General features: G+C 40.2%; 20 protein-coding genes. 10 read left to right on the plus strand and 10 right to left on the minus strand.

The window, feature by feature from the left end:
* Positions 1-80: 80 nt before the first annotated feature.
* Together ACYJZR_RS00930 and ACYJZR_RS00935 are read left to right on the plus strand one after the other, a co-directional pair.
* Positions 81-1,025, plus strand: a complete 945-nt coding sequence (locus ACYJZR_RS00930; RefSeq protein WP_025499284.1) for a glycosyltransferase family 2 protein — start codon at positions 81-83, stop codon at positions 1,023-1,025.
* 50 nt (positions 1,026-1,075) lie between these two features.
* Positions 1,076-1,681 (plus strand): DapH/DapD/GlmU-related protein, encoded by a 606-nt coding sequence (locus ACYJZR_RS00935; RefSeq protein WP_020839971.1) that lies wholly within the window; start codon positions 1,076-1,078, stop codon positions 1,679-1,681.
* Here the strand turns inward: ACYJZR_RS00935 and ACYJZR_RS00940 are convergent.
* The 10 genes from ACYJZR_RS00940 to ACYJZR_RS00985 all read right to left on the minus strand — a co-directional run bounded on the left by ACYJZR_RS00940 (position 1,678) and on the right by ACYJZR_RS00985 (position 11,999).
* Positions 1,678-2,781, minus strand: coding sequence for a glycosyltransferase (locus tag ACYJZR_RS00940; RefSeq protein ID WP_406966257.1), 1,104 nt, complete (start codon positions 2,779-2,781; stop codon positions 1,678-1,680). The two genes, ACYJZR_RS00935 and ACYJZR_RS00940, sit on opposite strands and share 4 nt — an antisense overlap.
* A 52-nt stretch (positions 2,782-2,833) precedes the next feature.
* Positions 2,834-3,550 (minus strand): glycosyltransferase family 25 protein, encoded by a 717-nt coding sequence (locus tag ACYJZR_RS00945; protein ID WP_020904338.1) that lies wholly within the window; start codon positions 3,548-3,550, stop codon positions 2,834-2,836.
* Positions 3,551-3,564: 14 nt separating this feature from the next.
* Positions 3,565-4,836: a lipid IV(A) 3-deoxy-D-manno-octulosonic acid transferase gene (waaA, locus tag ACYJZR_RS00950; RefSeq protein WP_029830007.1), complete on the minus strand. Its 1,272-nt coding sequence runs from the start codon at positions 4,834-4,836 to the stop codon at positions 3,565-3,567.
* On the minus strand, positions 4,830-5,888 hold the full coding sequence (gene waaF, locus ACYJZR_RS00955) for a lipopolysaccharide heptosyltransferase II (RefSeq protein WP_406966258.1): 1,059 nt from the start codon (positions 5,886-5,888) through the stop codon (positions 4,830-4,832). Before waaF ends, waaA begins: the two co-directional genes overlap by 7 nt.
* Complete coding sequence (gene lpxM, locus ACYJZR_RS00960) at positions 5,885-6,874, minus strand: lauroyl-Kdo(2)-lipid IV(A) myristoyltransferase (RefSeq protein ID WP_029830009.1); 990 nt, start codon at positions 6,872-6,874, stop codon at positions 5,885-5,887. The genes waaF and lpxM overlap by 4 nt, the downstream gene beginning before the upstream one ends.
* A gap of 115 nt (positions 6,875-6,989) precedes the next feature.
* Positions 6,990-7,931: an ADP-glyceromanno-heptose 6-epimerase gene (gene rfaD / locus ACYJZR_RS00965; protein ID WP_406966259.1), complete on the minus strand. Its 942-nt coding sequence runs from the start codon at positions 7,929-7,931 to the stop codon at positions 6,990-6,992.
* 148 nt (positions 7,932-8,079) lie between these two features.
* Positions 8,080-10,272, minus strand: coding sequence for a YjbH domain-containing protein (locus tag ACYJZR_RS00970; RefSeq protein ID WP_025499289.1), 2,193 nt, complete (start codon positions 10,270-10,272; stop codon positions 8,080-8,082).
* Positions 10,269-11,027, minus strand: coding sequence for a capsule biosynthesis GfcC family protein (locus ACYJZR_RS00975; protein ID WP_025499290.1), 759 nt, complete (start codon positions 11,025-11,027; stop codon positions 10,269-10,271). The genes ACYJZR_RS00970 and ACYJZR_RS00975 overlap by 4 nt, the downstream gene beginning before the upstream one ends.
* A complete protein-coding gene (locus tag ACYJZR_RS00980) occupies positions 11,024-11,704 on the minus strand; it encodes a YjbF family lipoprotein (protein ID WP_406966260.1) in 681 nt (226 codons plus the stop codon). Before ACYJZR_RS00980 ends, ACYJZR_RS00975 begins: the two co-directional genes overlap by 4 nt.
* 67 nt (positions 11,705-11,771) lie before the next feature.
* Positions 11,772-11,999, minus strand: coding sequence for a hypothetical protein (locus tag ACYJZR_RS00985; protein WP_025499292.1), 228 nt, complete (start codon positions 11,997-11,999; stop codon positions 11,772-11,774).
* A 403-nt stretch (positions 12,000-12,402) separates the two neighbouring features.
* Between ACYJZR_RS00985 and ACYJZR_RS00990 the strand changes: the two genes are divergently transcribed.
* From ACYJZR_RS00990 to ACYJZR_RS01025, 8 genes are all read left to right on the plus strand, one after another.
* Positions 12,403-12,921, plus strand: a complete 519-nt coding sequence (locus ACYJZR_RS00990; protein WP_129830446.1) for an outer membrane beta-barrel protein — start codon at positions 12,403-12,405, stop codon at positions 12,919-12,921.
* A gap of 64 nt (positions 12,922-12,985) precedes the next feature.
* Positions 12,986-15,688 carry an SLBB domain-containing protein gene (locus ACYJZR_RS00995; protein WP_140250463.1) on the plus strand — a complete coding sequence of 901 codons (2,703 nt, stop codon included), beginning with the start codon at positions 12,986-12,988 and terminating at the stop codon, positions 15,686-15,688.
* A gap of 100 nt (positions 15,689-15,788) precedes the next feature.
* Entirely contained in the window at positions 15,789-16,799 is a 1,011-nt protein-coding gene (locus ACYJZR_RS01000; RefSeq protein ID WP_029786799.1) for a Wzz/FepE/Etk N-terminal domain-containing protein, read from the plus strand.
* Positions 16,800-16,815: 16 nt separating this feature from the next.
* Entirely contained in the window at positions 16,816-18,087 is a 1,272-nt protein-coding gene (locus tag ACYJZR_RS01005) for an O-antigen translocase (RefSeq protein ID WP_406966261.1), read from the plus strand.
* A 26-nt stretch (positions 18,088-18,113) separates the two neighbouring features.
* Positions 18,114-18,980 carry a glucose-1-phosphate thymidylyltransferase RfbA gene (gene rfbA / locus ACYJZR_RS01010; RefSeq protein WP_005428136.1) on the plus strand — a complete coding sequence of 289 codons (867 nt, stop codon included), beginning with the start codon at positions 18,114-18,116 and terminating at the stop codon, positions 18,978-18,980.
* A gap of 1 nt (position 18,981) precedes the next feature.
* A complete protein-coding gene (locus tag ACYJZR_RS01015; RefSeq protein ID WP_025500292.1) occupies positions 18,982-19,392 on the plus strand; it encodes a sugar 3,4-ketoisomerase in 411 nt (136 codons plus the stop codon).
* Positions 19,379-19,909, plus strand: a complete 531-nt coding sequence (locus tag ACYJZR_RS01020; protein WP_025500293.1) for a GNAT family N-acetyltransferase — start codon at positions 19,379-19,381, stop codon at positions 19,907-19,909. The genes ACYJZR_RS01015 and ACYJZR_RS01020 overlap by 14 nt, the downstream gene beginning before the upstream one ends.
* On the plus strand, positions 19,906-21,009 hold the full coding sequence (locus tag ACYJZR_RS01025) for a DegT/DnrJ/EryC1/StrS family aminotransferase (RefSeq protein WP_129830443.1): 1,104 nt from the start codon (positions 19,906-19,908) through the stop codon (positions 21,007-21,009). The genes ACYJZR_RS01020 and ACYJZR_RS01025 overlap by 4 nt, the downstream gene beginning before the upstream one ends.
* Positions 21,010-21,033: the final 24 nt, after the last annotated feature.

Consider the following 21,033-nt stretch of genomic DNA (forward strand, 5'->3'; position numbering starts at 1 on the left):
ATAAAAGTTGTTGTTTTTAGGTGAATGGAATTTAAAGTTTTATGTGTATCTAAGGATGAATTTGCACTAGAGAAATTACAATGAATAAAATTATTGACGATATGATTGTCGCAATATTTTGCTATAATCAATCTGCATATATTGAAGGCGCTATCAAATCTATATTTAATCAGACGGTTTGGCCTAAAAAGATGTACATTTTTGATGATTGTTCACCCGATGATACCGAGACGGTGATTGAAAAAACACTCATGGAAAAGCCAGAAGGGCTTAATATTGAGTTTATTAAAAATGAATGTAATGTTGGCCTCGTCTCTCAATTTAATAAATTGAAAGGGATGTTTAATGATACGCTGATAGTTGTTCAGGCCGGTGATGATATGTCTAAGCCACAACGACTTGAAAAACAATATCAAGCCTGGAAAGAGCAGAGAGATGTTAAGCTCATTTTGTCGCAGTTTGACAAGATTGATGAACATGGCAACTTTGTTTCTGGCAGAGATGAAGGTGAAGTTTTTGATGACTCTTATCAATCAATTATCGAGCGTCAAGTTTTACCAGCAGGCTGTACCGCAGCGATTGACTCATCATTGTTTAATGATTTTCCGGAAATTGATAAAAAAGTTATCAACGAAGATCGAGTATTTATCTTCAGAAGTCGATTAAAAGGAAAAAGCATTAAGTTAATGGAGTCATTAATTGACTATCGATATGATGTTGGAATTAGTGCCTTAAAACAAAGAACAAAAGAAGAATTCATCAATAAATGGAAAGTGATGTATGAAAGAGAGTTAATTGATTTACGGATGAATATAAAAGATGCTAAGGCTGTAGGAAATACAGAGGTAGTTAAAGCTCTATATGAAAAACATCTGTTTGTGGAAATATTAAGAGCTCTCTTTAGTGGAGAATTTGATAGTAAAGCTCAAGCATGGAAGGCTTACTTTTCCCGAGGTGTTAAGTTAAGTCGATTGTTTAAATTCAATAGAAGAGTAAAGAAGTATTTCAGAAACTCTAGTTGTTGAGCGGGATTGCTAGTTACTTCTGTCATTGAGCTTTAGGTGGTAATGTTGGTATGAGATATCTAATTATTAAAAAAATAATAGCCAAATACAGAAAGTTTGCTTTATGTATATACCGGAGAAAGTTCTTATTTTATGCGTTATTTAGGGAAGGTCAGACAGAAATTGGGAGGGATATTTCTATTAGTCAGCCTGTCAAGATTGTGGGTAAAGGAAGGGTTAGTATTGGTGATGGTGTTTGTTTGGGTTATGACACATCTCCACAATTGCGACTTTCAGAAGTATATATAGAAGCCCGAGGCGAAGAAAGTACTATTGAAATCGGTCGAAATGTGATGATTAACAATGGTAGTGCCGTTATTGCCGATAAATCCTCTATACATATAGGTGATGAAACATTAATTGGTCCCGGTTTTATGTGTTTGGGGAGTAATTTTCATCCACTTTCTCCTGATAAAAGAAAGACATCAGATTACACATGTAAGCCAATCATAATCGGTCGAAATGTTTTCATTGGTGCAAATGTGACTATTCTGCAAGGCGTTGAGATCGGAGATAACAGTGTTATTGGCGCTGGTTGTTTGATATCACAGAATGTTGAAAAGAACAAAATAGTGAGGGCAAATGCCCCCATAATAGAAACTCTTAATATTGATTAGCGGTGTTGTTTAATTAGTTTATAGTATTGGCGGCTCATAAAATTAAGAGAAAATTCTTCTCGTAGCGGGATGGTAAAATCCTTGGGAGAGTTATAAAGCTCAATGATTTTATCTCTCAGACTTGATGTGCTTACTTCACTGAGGCAGTGTTTAAAATTTTCTCCGAAGATCTCTCTGGGGCCGCTATTACAATCGGTTGAAATCACCGGCATTCCTAAGGCGATGGATTCTAATAATACTGTCGGTAGCCCCTCATAATCTGATGATAGGATAAAACCACTCGAGTTTGCTATCCATGGATAAGGGTTGCTCACAAAGCCGGGCATATGGATTCGCTTGTCGGCACCTTCCATCTGCGCCATCAGATCGTGTATTTCATTAGTTCGGTGCGAATACTCACCGAGTAGAACCAAATCTACGTCTTTGATGTTTGCCTCCAAGTATGCGCGTACTAAACGATCTTGTCGTTTTGCACGGCTAAAGTTGCCCACATTGATGAAGTATTTTTTACTTGGCAATTGAGTGGGTTCCTGTGCGTAACGCTCAAGCGCCTGTTGGCATACCGCATTATAGATCACACTTGTGTTGGTTAGCTTAAAGTTTGTTTTTAAGTCTTCTTCAACCCCTTTTGATACACAGATAATATTTAAACCTTTGTACAGAGAGCGCAGCTTATTTCTTCTAAGTAAACGCTTTAAACCCATTGAGTTGCTAAGCTTATCGTGGGATAGAGTACTGTGAATGACATGAAAAGTATTATTAAATTCACTGTGTCTCATGATCTTTGATACTGTATCTTGATGACACAGTATCAGTTCTGGTTCAGACGTGGTTATGTTGTTTTTAATATAATCAACAATCAGTTTTGATTTTGACTTTTCGCTAATTCGAAGGTTTAAAGAGTTTCTAATAGTGGTGTCTACATGGTGTATCTTAACACTATTTGAAATTGGTATAAGGCTTTCGTACGGTTTGATTGTAATGATATGTACATCACAGTCATCATATTGACTCAAGCCATCGCTTAATTGGCACACTACTTTTTCAACACCACCGCCTTTTAAGTGTGGCATGATAGATATGATGGTTTTTTTTCTCATAACCGTTCCATAACGAGTAAAATGTTAAAGTGGAAAAATGTATATATTGAAATTATTTGGCTCGTTGATTGTATTCTTTTTGTTTCCATTGTTTGAAAACCCTATACCATTCGATATATATTTTGTTTATCCAGCTTATATTTGATTTAACTTTTCTCTTACCTATAGTCGAAGCCGTATTGCTGCGTGATACTAAAGGAGGAAAGTAACTGTAAATGGTTTGATTTGTTCGCCACTCATTATCCATGAAGTCATCAACCGGTTCGAAAAAACCATCGATCTGTTTGAGGTATCTTTCTGCTGTTGTAGGCGTTATAGCGTAAGCAGAGGTTCCACAAGCACCTTTCAGGTTTGCTATTAGTTTGTATTTTCCATCTATCTTGGCTATATCTACGTGTTTTCGCTCAAAAATATTACCAAGCTTCACTAAACCATATTGCTCTGTAAGCTTTTCTATGTTTTCCAGCTGCTCATGCAGGTGACCAAGTAGTTCAATATTATCTTCAAGAATTAAAATTGGTTCTTGTATTTTTACACAATGTCGCCAAAGAGCAATATGGCTTGCCCAGCAACCTAACTCCGGAACGGTTAGCTGATAGCCTTTGTACTTGCGCGTTTTCTGCGCATCGTAAAGGGTGTATATAAAGTGGTTCGGATCTTTCTTTATGTTTTCGGCGTCAAAAAACTCAAAGTTAATAGATGATAGCACTTGGGTCATATGCTCTCGACGCTCAACAGATTCTTTGAGATTTATTACGTATGTTTTCATGGTTATGGACATGGTTATGAGTGCTCTTCTATCCCTTTTAGAGTCTTGTTCAAAGCTCCCGCGTTACCGGCAACAAACGCGGTTGTTTTTTTACTGAGAGCAAAACGGTGGTTATCGTCACGGAGTAGCGAGGTGATGAACAAAGAAAGCTGCTGGCTGTTCTCGATGAGCATGATTGCATCTTGGTGGCGCATTGCTTTCACGATTTCTGTGAAGTTATAGTAACTTGAACCGATAACAACAGGTATGCCTAAAGCGGCTGGCTCTAAAACGTTGTGCCCACCGACCTTATCTCCAACTAGGCTACCACCCATAAAGCAGATGTCTGCTGCACCAATCAATACGAGCATTTCACCCATTGTATCGCCTAGGTAAATCTGAGTTGTGTTTTCTGCAGGTTGCTTTTCTGTGCGACGGACAGTTTCAAAGCCTTGTTTTTTACAAAGAGCGAAAACATCGTCAAATCGTTCCGGATGACGAGGAACTAAAATGAGTAGAGCATTTGGATGAGATTCTAAAATCTGCTTATGTGCCTCTAATACCTGTTCATCCTCGCCTTTATGCGTACTCGCTGCAATCCATACTGGGCGGTCTTTTCCAAGTTGTGCTCGAAGTGCTTTGCCTTGTAGCTTCACGTGATCTGAAATTTGAATATCAAATTTAATCGAGCCCGTGACCGATAGCTTCTCTTTATTGACGCCTAAGCGTTCAAATCGCTCTGCATCAGAATCCGTTTGACAAAGTACTTGCGTCAAGCATGGATGAAGTTGGTTAAAAAGCCATTGGACTTTTGCGTAATTTTGACAGGATTTTTCTGATAGCCTAGCGTTAACTACGGTGATCGGAACATTGGCTTGTTTGACGACGTGGAGCGTATTTGGCCACAGTTCTGTCTCTATAATCAGCATTTTCTCTGGCTGTATTGCCTTTAGGAAGCTTTTTACAGCAAAGCCAAAGTCTATTGGCATATAGCGGTGTTCAACTAAATCACCCAACTTGGCTATTTGTTCCGCACCAGTGCTCGTGGTTGTTGTGACAACGATAGGTTGCTCTGGATATTGCTGTTTGAGTTCCTTGATTAGAGGTGTTGCCGCGATGCTTTCGCCTACAGAAACAGCATGAATCCAAATTGGACGCTGATGCGTTTTTAACTGTGGGGTTATTCCAAAGTGTTCTTTCCATCGCCCACCAAATTTGGGTTTATTGGGTTTGCTTTTATATAAGCCCAATAAAAGAAATGGTGAGGCAAGCGCTAACAGTGCCGTATAAATAATTCGAATTAACATGAAATAGTCGCAATGGCTTCGAGCTTCTGGATGCTATCTAGGACTTGTTTTGGCGATAGCTCAGTCAAGCATTTCAAATGTTGGTATTGGCACTCACGCTTGAAACATGGTCGGCAGTCGATATCGGTATGAACCATTTCAACTTTTTCAGCCAGTGGTGGTGTGTACTTTGGTGATGTTGAGCCATAAACAGCAACGACATTACAACCTACAGCGGCTGCTACATGCATTAAGCCTGAGTCATTTGCGACCACCGTTTTACATGCAGCAAGAAGGTCGACCGCTTCAATTAAACTGGTTTGCCCTGCTAGAACATGAATGTGTTCATGGAACTGTGTTGGAACAATTGCACGGATATTGTTACAAGTCTCTAGGTCTTTTTGAGAGCCAAACAGCCATACTTGATGGCCGGCTTTGCACATCTGTGCAGCAACTTCGGCATAGTGTGTTTCCGGCCACTTTTTCGCTGGGCCAAATTCTGCACCAGGACATAGACCAACAGCTGGTCGTTTTTGATCTAAATTGAATTTATTGATGGTTGTTTGCTGTTCTTCTTTATTGATCGACAGGCTAGGGCGAGGCAGTGTATCCAATCCTCCAAGAGAGGATGAATCAACCATTTCTGATTTAGAGTAAGCGAGAGCCACATAACGCTCAACCATGTATTGGAAGGATTTCATATTTGGACGCAGGTCATTCAGAAGACCGTAGCGCATCTCTCCTTTCCATCCTGTACGCAGAGGTATGTTCGCAAACCAAGGAATCAGCGCTGATTTCGCTGATTTTGGCAGAATATAAGCGTGGTCGTATTGCTTTTCACGTAATGATTTACCAATCTCTCTGCGGCCTAATAAATTAAACTCACCATGGCCTATCGGCATCTCGATTGCTTGGTGAATTTCTGGCATACGCTCAAGAATAGGCTTACACCAGCCGGGTGCAATAACATCAATTTGGCTTTCCGGATGCAGTTGCTTTAGTGTGATGTAAAGAGATTGGGACATCACCATATCACCAACCCATGCTGGGCCAATAATTAGAATTTTTTTCATTTTTCAACTTGCCAGTCAGTGTTGTATCTCGGCTTAAAGAGATTGTAATAATTGTTGCCGTCTTCTTGTGAATGCAATAGCTGTAGCACCCACATATATTGTTCTGGTTTATCACCGACGAAGTATTCAATAGCTTCGTTACAGGTGCGGGCGTCTTGTTCTTCACCTTTGTCTAAATCAAATGCAGGCAAAATTTCGATATCGAATGTGCCATCTTCGGTGTTCATTGAAGCGAACAGAGGTAATACTTTGGAACGTGATAGTTTAGCAATTTTACCCAATCCAGGGAGCGTTGCTTTACGTGTGGCGAAAAAGTCGACAAATACGCTGTGTTCAGGGCCATGATCTTGATCGGGTAGGTAATACCCAATGTAGCCGTCTCGAATAGATTTTAGAAAAGGCTTAATTCCACCAGAGCGCTCGTAAACTCGGCCGCCATACTGAACTCTTTGCTTGTGCATTAACCAGTCAGCCACATCATTCTTTTGTTTTTTTGCCATCGCAGAAACAGGCATCCCCATTGAAGCCAGCAAAATAGCAGGAACATCGATAGCCCATGAGTGTGGAACCATCAAAATGACTTTCTCATCATTGTCGATGTGTTTTTGAAGGATGTCTAAACCTCGGATCTGGCAACGCTGCTGTAACCATTTAGATGAACGTAAGCTAAGTAAGCTGAAACGGAAAAAGAACAATGCTGCGGTATAAAGCGTTTTTTCAATCAGTGCTTCGCGCTCTTCAAATGATTTCTCTGGGAAGCACAGCTCAAAGTTTACTCGAGCTCGGTGAGCCGGACCTTTGTGCGATTTAGCCAGTTTCTTCGCGATGGTTTTTGCTAGCCATTTCTGAACCCCTAAAGGTAATAAAGCAAGCGGCAAAGAAAGAACAACGCCTATCCACGTACCCCAATACTTCGGCGCTAAAAAGTGGCGCTCAAATTCAGGGTTATAAGCTTTAGGATCGAAATCATCACGTTGATTAGTCATGAAGTTTTAAGTACCTATATTTTTGGAGAAAGGCGATTGAGGGGTTGTAGAAATGATACTAGTAATCGTATCAGAGTAAAGGTGGTAGAGAGTAAACTACCACCTTTGAAGGAAATTAACGGTTTTGAATCGTTAGGTATTCAGCAACACCCTCTGCTACCGTTTTGAACTCTATATCACAACCTGATGCACGAAGCTTGGTTAGGTCTGCTTGAGTGAATTCTTGGTAAGCGCCTTTTAGGTGCTCAGGGAACGGAATGGTTTGGATTTCACCTTTGTTGTGGTGTTGAATAACTGCTTTTGCTACTTCTTCAAAAGATTCTGCACGACCAGTACCACAGTTGAAGATGCCAGAAACACCATTTTCAAGGAACCACAGGTTTACTTTACATACATCACCAACGTAAACGAAATCACGCTTAAAAGACTCGCTACCTGCAAACAGTTTTGGATTTTCACCTGCGTTTAGTTGGTTGTTCAGATGGAACGCAACAGATGCCATGCTGCCTTTGTGATCTTCACGTGGGCCATATACGTTGAAGTAACGGAAGCCGGTGATTTGAGAAAGGGTTTCACCATGTTCTTCAGCGTCTTGCCATAGACGACGAACGTAGTTATCAAACTGCTGTTTCGAGTAACCGTATACATTTAGTGCGCCTTCGTATTCGCGTTCTTCAACGAAAGTATCTGTATCGCCGTAAGTGGCTGCGGAAGAGGCGTATAGGAATGGAATTTCACGATCTAAACAGTAATGAAGCAGCTCTTTAGAGTACTCGTAATTGTTTAGCATCATGTATTTACCATCCCACTCTGTCGTTGCAGAGCAAGCGCCTTCGTGGAAAATTGCCTCAATCGGACCAAAATCATCGCCCGCCATAATTTGGGTCAGAAAGTCGTCACGATCCATGTAATCTGTGATGTCCAGATCAACTAAGTTCTTAAACTTTTTGCCATTTTTTAGGTTGTCGACAACCAAGATATCGTTAATACCAGCTTCGTTTAGTGCTTTAACAATGTTGCTGCCGATCATGCCAGCGCCACCAGTTACGATGATCATAGAACTTCCACCATAGATTAAAATTTTCTCTGGAATTCTAGCAAGAAACGAAAAGTAGCGCTATTGGAAGCCGGAAGATAGGTTTTAATCTTCTATGAGCCAGTATCTAGACATGAAAAAGGGAGCCGTAGCTCCCTTGATTACTTTATTATTCCACATCCGAACGGTTAGGTCTTTGGTACCAAGGATTTCGTTCGTCGGTTAACTCAATTAAGCTGTATTTACGGCCGAGCTTCTGCCCTCCGTCACGAGTAAGAGGCTGCCAGCTAAAGTTCGCACGATTGTTACTTGGCTTAACGGTCATGATGTCAAACGGAATAGACAAGTAGAAGCCTTTGGTAAAGCTACCTTCACCAAATTCATCCGCAGACAAGTCTGTAAATGAGGCAAAGGCGCCAGCAATGACGCCACTCTTGAACTGCTTAGAAACATTGATTTGTGTACCTACATCACCGGCTAGGAACTGACCAACATCGACTTGGATCATCAAATCTTGTAGGAAATCCCATTGAGGGTAGTAGTAACCAGATACAAAACCAGTGAAGCCTTTATCAATAACTTGGAACGGACGTCCATATTCTGGCACGTTTTGCCATTTCTCATCGTAAACACCGAAGTAACTTTGTGGATCACGTTGAGAAATTAAGTTGACGTCAGCGCCAATCGCCCAGTTAGCTCCTTGTGGACGGTAAAGAAACTCGGTACCGACTCCAGCAAACATGCTTTCCAGATAACCCGCGTAGAATTGTTGAACCATGGTATCTGTGTACTCTTGGAACCAAGTCAATTGGAGGTTTGACATGGTTACCACATGTTCATTTTGGTAAGCGCGGAACATGGTACGAACGCGAGGAACAGTAGTCCCATCAGGTGGAGTGACATAGATAAACTTATCGTAGTTATTATACCAGTCCCAGTATAACGAACCGCCAATTTCAAGGTTGTCCGTCAGCCAGTATGACGCATTACCGCTTAGCCCTACACTAAAGAGATAGAAATCTTCAGCGCTACCAAGAGTTTGAACAAGCTTAGGTGCAAAGCCCCAATCAAAGCGCTCAAAGTCATCGTAAGCTGGCTTACCTTTTGGTTTTTCGCTCGAGGTTGACGTTGCATCTTCAATAGCTGGAGTGATGTAGTTTACTTCTGCAAAGTCACGATATTTCTCTTTAGAAATAACCGTTTGTTCGCCGATCAAACCACGGCTACGCTCATTGATTGTATAGGTATCGATGTGTGTTGGCATCTCGTTGTAAAGGACTGCCGCTGCTTTTTCATGAGCTTCGTTGCGATCACGATACTTTTTCTGTTCGCCAACAACGGAAACCGTATTACCGTTTACGAAAACTTGAGTTTGTTTGTAACCTGCAATTTTGTCTAAATCTTCTGTTACACGTTTCCAATCAACATCAGACAATTCTTCGGGCTGGTTATCTTCGACTTCTGGTGTTGGTGTGTCTCGCCAGAATGATGGCATGTCATTGAAATTAGTGTTTAGCGTTAAGCCCGCGACCAAAGTATCGCCGCGTTCATAACTTAAACGAAAGTCGGCCATTCCTAGACGGTAGAGCACACCAAAGTTCCATGGCGTGTGCGGGGTCATATTAATTCCGCCACGGACATAAGGTAACTCTTGACTATAATCGTTACTGTCGTACTCTAATTTCAACCTTAGTGGCTTATGCAACGTTTGGTATTCAATACCTCCAAAAAGAGCTGTAGGACCTTTAAACCATCGTTCAAAGTCAACACTTCCTCCGTTTCCATTATAATCAGATGGTCTAGTACAATAAGCAGAAGACAATTTACATGCTGGGTTTGAGATGTTATTGCGCATTCCCAATGACCCCCAACCAATACCTAAAGTTAAGTCTAAAGAGCCAACGTTTGAGTTTGAAAATCTTTTTGTTGCGGCGATGTATTCTGAGTCAAATAGCCCTGTGCCTGAAAAGTCTCTGATTCCTATAGATAGCTCAGGTACATGTGAGGATTCTTCTAAAAGTCGGATTTTAAAGTCAATGCCTTTGTCGGTGAAATCATTAGTTACGTCAGGTAGTGTTGATGAGTATGGAATATTGGGAACTCGAGTGTAGCGGAGCGTCGTTTCTAACCATGGCAACACTTGAAGAGTTACATTGTAAAAAAGGTATTCATCGCTACTAGTGATAGAAAAATTGAATTCACCTTCTGGAGCCATACGTCCTGTTGGCATTTGCATTAAACCAACACCACCAAAGTCTGATTGAGACGGCTGTAAAGCAGGAGCCTCAAAGGGCATGTCTTGAGCCCAAACCAATGCAGGGCCCATTAAAGAAAGGGTTAAGCTTTTTCTAATTGGCATCATTGTGGTCTCTTTGTGGAATTTGGTATCAGTTGGGTGAGTAGGCGGACAATATCTTGGTCCATTTCGGAGTATTCAATATTACCAAATGGGACATATACCAATGTCAGAGGTGGTAAGTAATATTGTGTTGTTAACCAAGCTCCGTGATGCGGTTTAACTACATGACCATCTGGGTAGATCAACACTGGCGGCGTTGATAACGTACCAATGTTACTTTTCAAATTCTTTATTTGTCTCTGCAAAGGGATGCCTGCTTGGTCTTTCACGGAATACACGCTATTTAGGTTTCCCAAGTAATACACTTTTTCTTCGCGTAGAGGGCTTGCTAGAAGGGCATTGCCATACAAAATCGGATTTTCGAATTTGTTTAGTCGAACTTTATCAACATCGATCGCAGACAGTAAGCGTGGTGCAAAGCTTTGCTTCTGAATAAACTTGTAGAATGGGTGTGCAATCAAATTGTGCTGAATCATTTGATTGAGTACCGAGTTCTTTAAAGCGGTAGAGGTTTTCTCAGCACGATCCGATTTGTCAAACAAGGTCGTACCAAGAGAGTATTGTAGTGAAACATTTTGCTCGATGGCGAGTGCTAACACACTTTCTAAACGAGCTGGCCCTTGGAATCGTAGCTGTTTGCCCACTTCCGGCAACTCAACATTTAATGGTTGTGTAGTAGAGGTTTCTGTTTTAGCGAAGCTGTGTGTGCTCAAAAGCGGCATAACCAAAATGAATAATGTGAGTAGTCGCTTGCTCATGATTTGCTATACCCTTTTAAAATAGTTAACTCAACCGGAATCATATTTGGCCCTAAATACTGTAAGGTTTTGACAACCTGACCTTGTTCATCTACCCAATAGTAGTTTTCGACAGACTGATAAAGGCTATTAAACTCAACAACTTCTTTATATACGTCGGCCATGGTGTTAGAAATAGGTGTTGTTAACGTTTCTTGGCCTGAGTAAGAGCGCGTTACATTTGCAGGAAAACCATAACGGTATTGTGTTGCCCAATCGTATGAGAGTGTGAAGTTGACAGAGGCCGAGTTTGGAGAAAAATCTGGTACATCACCATAAACGCCCACTAAGTCTCCATTTTGTAGTCCAATCGTTTTGACGATATGTCCATTTTCCGTAACGATCATTGCTTTATCGGCGCTTACCCATTTTAATTGTTTTTTACCGCTGAGTGGGTTTCGTTCCGCGAAAGCTAAAACAACAAACACCTGTTTTTGATTTCCAAGTTTCAAGTAGGCACTGGCATATGGAACAGCATTTATTTCTTCTGGGGTCATCTCTACATCGATGTAGTTACCGTATGCTTCTTGGACTGTGGCTGATACATCATTGAACTTTTGTGTACAACCAAAGAGTAAGGCGAATAGCGGAAGAGTGAGGAGTGGGCGTATCCATTTAGACGTTCGGAAGATATTCATTATTCCCTCTTACAAATAAAATCGCCCTGAGTCATTCAGGGCGATTATCTTTATCTACAAAACGAAATTAGTTTGTAGAAGTAGAAGTAGAAGTAGAAGTAGATGTTGAAGTAGATGTTGAGTCGCTATCTGACGCTGCAACTGCTACTACAGTTACTGCTGCTGCCGCACCTACTGCTACAGCTGTTGTGCCTGTTGCAGATGCAGAAGCTGCGCCTGCTGAACCTGCTTCTTCTGCTGCAAATGCAGTTGATGCGCTTAGAGCCATAAGAATAGCTAGAGCTGTATTCTTCATTATTAATCCTTGTATATCCGGTATAAAAACATCGATGTTTGGTAGCATAAAAAATGCTCCAAATTATATTTTAGATAAAAAAGCCTTAGCATGTAAATAGTTTCTTATTTTGCTATAGCTTACTATCTCATTTCTAACACCAATGTGACATTGTGTGGTTATCTTGCTCCCTTGCTTGCTGATAAACTATCAAGAGTGCATAATTTGTCGGCCTATTTCCTCCAGACTAGAGGTTTGGAGGAAATAGGTCGTTTTTACTTACACCATATAGAAAGCGATACAGTGGCTTACGCTCAACGCCTCAGGGCGGTAGCGTGCCAATTCTTCAGTATTTAATGGCCTGCATAGCACGCTTAACTTTGCTTTGGCAGCCCATATTATTACCAGTACTAGGGACTTTTACGTGATAAGAAAGCAGCATTGTTTAGGAATACTTAGTGCACTGGGCTTAAGCCTGAGTTCTTTTTCAGCGTCAGCCGATTTTTATGCTGGTGCGTTAGTGAGCTACTCAAATGCAGAATTGAAAAGCTCGTCTTCTGAGTCCGTAAAAGAGGGAAGCCCTTTTCTTCTTAGTGCGCAAGTAGGTTACTTCTTTAACGATTACATTGGTTTAGAAGGACGCTATGGGACATCAGTTCAACGTGACAGTGGTCTTGCCGTTGATAGTGTTTTGAGCGGCTTTGTTAAGTTGAATATGCCAGTTTCAGAGCGAGTTGCACTTTATGGTTTAGCTGGGTATTCAAGCGTTCAGCTTAATCTACAAAATGTAGGTTCTCACAAAGAACAAGGATTTAGTTTTGGGTTAGGTATGCACTATGCTTTAAATAACAAAAGCGCGGTGATATTTGAGTTCGTTGATAACGTCTCTGAAGACCAGTTTCGCCTTAACTCGATTACACTGGGTTTTCAGCACCGATTCTAATTTAAATACCTAGAGCTCAAACTTGGGGCTAGGGTTTTTTATTCAATTATTATAGTGACATACCATGTTTAAAGGATATTTCTCTATTGCCGCTTTTATATTGGCAAGTACGTTTGCGTCTTATTCGATAGCACAAACACCCACTCCAGAACAAATCAAAATGTTTCAAAATCTACCCGCCGACCAACAACAGGCCTTGGCGAGTAAATATGGTTTCTCCATTCCTTCTAGTTTATCTTCAAACAAGTCTCCTTACGAAAACCCGCAAGTAATCAAACCTAGAGCTGAATCTAGTGGCGCTGTATCTTCCAATATCGAAGAACAATGGCTCAAAAAAGGTGAGCAGGAAGAGCTTAAACGTTTTGGTTTAGATCTTTTTGCTGGTTCTCCAAGCACTTTTGCTCCGATCAGTGATGTTCCTGTGCCAGCAAATTACACCGTGGGTGCAGGTGATGAAATCATTGTGCAGTTGTTTGGTAAGGAGAATGAAACGCATCGTTTACGCGTAAATCGTGCGGGCACAATCAACTTCCCCTCACTTGGGCCGGTAAATGTTGCTGGCATGCACTTTTCTGATGTTCGAGACTCTCTGACGCAACGTGTAAAAGAGCAAATGATTGGTGTGCGCAGTGATATCTCATTGGGTGAATTACGCACCATGCAAGTGTTTGTCATGGGTGATGCATATAAGCCTGGAGCCTACACGGTTAGCGCATTAACGACAATTTCACAAGCTATTTATTACAGCGGCGGTTTTGGTGAAAGTGGGGCGCTGAGAGATATCCAGCTAAAGCGTGATGGTAAAATCATTCGTAAGTTGGATATGTATGACCTTTTACTAAAAGGTGATGCAAGTAATGATGTGCGCTTACTACCGGATGATGTTGTTTTAATTGGTTCTGTTAACGATACAGTGTCTATAGAAGGCGAGATCAACCGTCCGGCAATTTATGAAGTCAAGGCCGGTGAAACTTACCAACAACTTATTCAGATGGCCGGTGGTTTTACTGCGAATGCTTATGTCGAGCAGTTGGAGATAAAGCGCTACGCTTCACATGGCGCTCGTGAGGCTTTGACGCTTGATTTCAACAAAACGCAAGATCGACAGAGTAAAGTTAAAAATGGCGACTCCATCAAGATCTTGAAAAAAAGCGAAGAGCTTACTCGTTACGTGCAGATAGAGGGGGATGTTCGTCATCCTGGCTATGTGGAATGGCGCAATGGCGTTCGTGTTGCCGATCTTTTCAAATCTGTTGACTCGGCTTTTAATTCTACAGCTGATGTTAACTATGCCGTTGTGGTAAGAGAGATTAATCCACAGCGTGATATTGAAGTGTTTCAACTAAGTTTAGCCAACGCAATTCTATCACCAGGTAGCCAAGACAACCTCCAGTTACAATCACGAGATCGTATATTGGTTTTCAACCGCTTTAATAACGAAGATTTGGATACATTGGCAACACAAGAGGCTGTTTCAAAAGCAAAAACATTGGAGCAAGCGCAAGAGCAAGCTGAGCTGGAACAACAGAAAGAGCAAGAAGTGATGAGCTCTTCTGTTGCCGTTTCACATTCAGAAAACGGTATGCTGAACAACCAGAACGCCACAGAGCAGGCGAAACCAGCTAAAATCATTTTCCGTGGTAAAGAGATTACAGAGGAAGGCTTTGAAAAGCTGAAGCAAAATACTCGTCGCACTTTACTTGCCCCTGTGTTGTTACAACTTCAGCAACAGTCTCGTTTGGGGCTAGCTCCTCAAATTGCTGAAGTCTTTGGTGAAGTGAAGCACCCAGGACGCTACCCGATCACTCCAAGAATGACGGTATCAACACTTATTGAAGCTGCTGGTGGTTTGACTTACAACGCATTCACAATTAATGCAGAACTAGCACGAACAGCGATTAATAGTGCGGATGAGCGTGCGTATATTGATGTTGAACGCATTGATTTACGTAAAGCAATACAAGGCAGTGTTTCAGACGATGCAATTATCGTGGGCCGAGATCGTTTGAACATCTTAGAAAAGCCAAATGTGAAGCTACAAAGCACAGTAACGTTACAGGGTGAAGTTCGTTTTCCTGGAACTTATACGGTTCGCCAGGGGGAAACCTTGAGTGAATTACTTGAACGTGCTGGTGGTTTAACTGAATTTGCACACCCACAAGGTGCTATCTTTACTCGTGAAGCGTTACGCCTTCAAGAGCAAAAGCTTTTAAACCAATACGCAGCAGATATGCGAGCAGAGACTGCGAAGAAAACATTCCGTGCAGACAGTAATATGGGCTCAGTGATCTCAGACCCAGATAAAACACTGAAGTTTGTTGAAGAAGCAAGTCGCAGCAAAGCACTTGGCCGTATGGTGGTACAGTTAAATCGCATCTTAAAGGGGGAGCGTTCAGCAGATTTTATGCTAGAAGATGGAGACTTCCTCTTTGTCCCGACCTTCCGTAATACAGTATCGATTATGGGTGAAGTGCAGGTTCCAATTACTTACTTGTTGGACAACAAACTTAATGTCGATGATTATCTTAACAAAGCCGGTGGTGCCAAGAAGCAAGCGGACGAAGATCGTATCTTTGTCGTACGAGCTGATGGTTCAGTTTACAAACCATCCTCTGGTTATTGGTTTGGAAATAACAAAGAAGAACTAAAAGCTGGCGATACTATTGTTGTGCCAATTGATACCGACTACCGTGATGCGTTAAGCACCTGGACTGCTGCTACACAGATCCTTTACCAAACGGGTGTAGCGATAAATGCGTTGAAATAACCTGAACAAGGCTCTAGTACATTGTATTAGAGCCTTTTCGCCAATCTCAGGGTGAGTAACACGATTTCGTATCGGTGAAATTATTAATCCAGAATTAGAAATGAACATGAATCAAGATAAACATCCTCAAGTGGCTTCACCAAGCTCGCGGTTTGATCTAAGTGATGATCTAAATCAATCAGTTGATATTAGAGAAATATTAAAAGCCATTTACAGTGGCAAACTATATATTACGTTTGTGACGATAGCTTTTTGTATACTGTCTGTTTTTTTCGCGTTGAGTCGTCCAGATATATATCAAGCAGATGCTCTCCTTTCTCCTGCTGAAAACTCGAGTAGCAGTAGTTTATCTCAGATGGCTGGTCAATTTGGCGGTATCGCAGCTCTTGCTGGGGTCAACTTGAATGCAGGCGAATCTTCTCAAACTGAGCTTGCAGTACAGGTAATGCAATCGAGGAAGTTTATCGAGTCTTTTATTAGTAAGCATGATTTGTTAATCCCCATAATGGCAGTGAATAATTGGGATATAGGTAGTGGTTCTCTTAATATAGACGCTGACATTTATAATGAAGATACTAAAGAATGGTTGCGAGACTCGAAAGGACTGAGAGTTGCTAAGCCTAGCACTCTTGAAGCTTATGAAATCTTCATTAAAGATATTTTCCAAGTGGCTCAAGACAAAGATAGTGGACTTTATCGTATCACTGTAAATTACTACTCCCCTTATGTAGCCAAAGAATGGGTTGATTGGTTGGTGGCCGATATCAATGAAGTGATGCGAAACCGAACAATTGAAGAAACGACTAAGAATTTGAAGTACTTGAGTGACCAGTTAGTTAAAACACCAATTACCGAAATGCAGAGTACATTTTATAAACTTATAGAAGAGCAGACGAAAAGCTTGATGCTTGCTGAGGCTCAAGAAGAGTTTGTGTTCAAAGTGGTCGATCCTGCAGTCGTTCCTGAGCTTAAAAGTAAACCGAAGCGTTCATTAATAGTGATTGTAGGAACATTTATGGGCTTTATGTTGGGCTTAGCTTTAGTTCTTATCCGCTATGCTATTGTAAAGAATCGTTCTGAAAGCAGTGAAATAAATCAAGGTAATTATTAGTTTATGGCTATATATTATGAATTTGATTAAGACTTCTTTATTGAGCTTTATAGCGACAGCAGTTAAATTACTTTCCGGACTAATAATAAATAAAGCAGTATCAATTTTTATAGGACCGTCTGGGTTAGCAGTCATTGGCCAGTTTCAAAATGCTCAAGGCATTGTACGAACTTTAGCTCAAGGAGGTATTAACTCTGGCGTTACTAAATATACAGCTGAGTTTCATGAAAATGGAGAAAAAAAACATGAACTATGGAGTTCATCGTTAAAGATAACTGTATTTTTTAGCGTTATAGTTAGCTTGCTATTATTTTTATTTTCTAGTTATTGGTCTCATTTTATCTTTGGCAGTTATGATTATCAGTATGTGTTCGTTGTATTTTCTATTACAATGATCATGTATTCAATAAATCAATTGCTGTTATCAATTATTAATGGTTTGAAAGAAATTAGAAGATTCATATCTATAAATGTAATTCAAAGCATATATAGCCTTATTTTTACCACTGTTTTGATAGTATTTTTCCAGTTGGATGGTGCGTTAATTGCCATGGTAACTAACCAGTCGGTAATATTTCTAATACTCTTGTGGATGTTGAGAGGCCATAGAGAGATTTGTTTTAAGAATTTTATCTTACCGATTAGTTCAGAGGTTTGTGTAAAACTCAGTAAATATACTCTGATGACATTAGTATCAACTGCTGCTGTTCCTTTATCAATGATGTACATTAGGAATTACTTGGGCGAAAACTTATCATGGGATGAAGCTGGTTATTGGCAAGGTATGTACTACATATCAACAATGTACTTAATGGTAATTACAACAGCATTAGGAACTTATTACCTTCCTCGTCTTTCAGAAATAAAGGATAGATTTGAACTAAGGAAGGAGCTCCTAAATGGTTATAAAGTTATACTTCCAATCTTAGCCATTCTTTGTGTTTCCATATACCTTCTTAAAGACTTCATAGTTTGGTTATTGTTTTCCGAAGACTTTTATCCAATGCTCTCACTATTTAAATGGCAATTAGTAGGGGATTTTTTGAAAATTAGTTCATGGTTGTTAGCATATTTAATGTTGGCAAAAGCTATGACTAAAGTCTATGTTTTAACGGAAATATTTTTTGCAATAACATTCATTTTGTTTAGCATTTATTTTGTTAGCTCTTATGGTTTGATTGGGATGAGTTACGCATTTGCTACAAACTATTTTTGTTATCTAATTGCTATGATTTTTATAATGAATAAGTATATTTTCATTAAAAGTTCTAGCATCTCCAATAATTAAATTTTAATTACATAATAGAGAAAATAATGAAAGGAATTATTCTAGCAGGTGGGTCAGGGACTCGCCTTTATCCAATAACACGAGGTGTGTCTAAGCAGTTATTGCCGGTATATGACAAGCCCATGATTTATTATCCGCTTTCAGTGCTGATGTTAGCGGGAATACGTGAAATTCTCATTATAACGACGCCAGAAGATCAAGATGGCTTTAAACGCTTGTTGGGAGACGGGGCTGATTTTGGGCTTTCATTAGAGTTTGCGGTACAACCTAGCCCTGATGGCCTTGCACAAGCTTTTATTATCGGTGAGCACTTTATTGGTGACGAGTCAGTATGTTTAGTTCTTGGCGACAACATTTTTTATGGTCAAGGGTTTACACCAATATTGAGACAAGCGGCAAATAGAGATGTTGGAGCTACCGTTTTTGGTTATCAAGTAAAAGATCCTGAGCGGTTTGGTGTTGTTGAATTTGATGAAAATATGAAAGCTGTCTCAATTGAAGAAAAGCCGCTAAAACCAAAGTCAAATTTTGCAGTTACTGGTTTGTATTTTTACGATAATGATGTTGTTGAATTAGCGAAGAAAGTGGAACCCTCTGAGCGAGGCGAGCTAGAGATTTCAAGTTTGAACCAAATGTATTTAGACCAAGGTAAGTTAAATGTTGAATTGCTCGGAAGGGGATTTGCATGGTTGGATACTGGCACCCACGCAAGTCTTCACGAAGCTTCTTCGTTTGTAGAAACTATTGAGAATGTTCAAGGCTTAAAAGTCGCTTGTCTTGAAGAAATCGCTTTTCGTAATGGTTGGTTGTCGAAAGAAAAATTAAAAGAAGCAAGTCAACAGCTGTCTAAGAATGACTATGGTAGATACTTATCAGAACTTTTGGATGAATAAGATGAGTTTGATAAAGTTAATAAACTTTAATGTTATTGGTGATGCTCGAGGTAGCCTAGTAGCTTTAGAGCAGAGCAAAGATATCCCTTTTGATATCAAGAGAGTTTACTATCTGTATGGTATGCAGAGCTGCGTTCCTCGAGGTTTCCATGCACATAAAGATACAGTGCAAGTAGCGGTCTGTTTGAACGGAAGTTGTGAGATTCTGATGGATGATGGAATAACTAAGGAAACAATCACCTTAAATTCTCCTTCTCAAGGTCTCCTCATTGATGTGATGCAATGGCACGAAATGTATAACTTTTCAGAAAACTGCATATTAATGGTAATGGCAAACGAAGTGTATAAAGAAAGTGACTATATTCGCAATTATGACGAGTTCTTAAAGGAGATTGAGAATGTCAACAATTAACCTTGAATCTAAAACTATCCGAATTCGTTTTGTTGAGGTATCAGACGCCGAATTTATTTTATCGTTGAGAACGGACGACAAATACAATAAGTATCTTTCTAAAGTTGAAAGTGATGTAGAGCAACAAAAAGCGTGGATAGAGTCTTATAAGCGTCTGGAAAAGGAAGGAAAAGAGTATTATTTCATTATTGAAAGAATTGATGGGACCCCATGTGGTACCGTCCGTGTTTATGACATAAAGCCAGACTCTTTTTGTTGGGGTAGTTGGATTCTGAATGAAAGCAAAACAAAATATGCAGCGTTAGAAAGTGCATTCCTTGTATATGACTTTGGCTTTTCCGTTCTAGGGTTCAACCAATCTCATTTTGATGTAATGAAAGAGAACAAGAAAGTCGTTTCATTTCACGAGAAAATGGGAGCTGTAAAAGTTGGAGAGTCTGATGATAGCTACCAATATATCATTCAAAAACACGCCGTTGAGCAAATGAAAAATAGGTTAAAGAGTAAGTTAATATGATTCCTTTTCTAGATCTGAAAAAAATCAACTCAAATTATAGAGATGAGCTTGTTGAAGCTTGCGCGAAAGTTATTGACTCAGGTTGGTATATCATGGGTCAAGAGCTTAAGCAATTTGAAGAAGAGTTTGCTGAACATTGTGGTACAAAGCATTGTATCGGTGTCGCAAATGGCTTGGATGCGCTGACTCTGGTGTTGAGAGCATGGAAAGAGCTAGGAAAATTGAGTGCAGGCGACGAAGTTATTGTACCTGCAAACACTTACATTGCTTCAATATTGGCAATCACAGAAAACGACCTAGTGCCAGTCATGGTCGAGCCTGATGCTGATACTTTTAATTTGACGGCTAAAGCGATTGAAAGTGCTCTCACATCAAAAACGAAAGCAATTTTGCCTGTCCATTTATATGGTCAAATCTCGCCAATGGATGAAATCAATGAGATAGCACAATCTCACAATTTACTAGTACTTGAAGACTGCGCTCAATCACATGACGCAGAACTTAATAGTAAAAAAGCTGGTAGTTGGGGGCATGCTTCTGCATTTAGCTTTTACCCAGGAAAAAACTTAGGTGCTATGGGAGATGCTGGTGCAATTCTCACAGATGATGATGAGTTATTTGAAGTTGTTAGTGCATTAAGAAATTATGGCTCACACAAAAAGTATGAAAATAAGTACCAAGGAGTCAATAGCCGTCTTGATGAAATTCAAGCAGCTATGCTGCGAGTGAAACTTCGTCACTTGAAAGAAGAAACAACACAGAGAAGAGCAGTTGCGAAACGTTATCTTACAGAAATATCAAATGTATTTATTTCATTGCCGAAAGTAGAACGTGACCAATCTCATGTTTGGCACTTATTTGTAATTAAAACTCCTTACAGAGAAAAATTCCAGAAGCACCTAGAAAGTGAAGGTGTGATGACACTTGTTCATTATCCAATTCCGCCTCATAAACAAATGGCATATAAGAGTATGGATATGTTGAGCTTACCTCTAACGGAAGAGTTGCATGAACAGGTACTAAGTCTACCAATAAGCCCTGTTATGACAGAAGAAGAAGTTTCAGCGGTTATCAAAGCAGTCAACAGCTTTGAGGTGTAAAACTAAAGAGGGGGCGTACGGAAA

The sequence above is a fragment of the Vibrio sp. RC2502 genome (assembly GCF_054850435.1).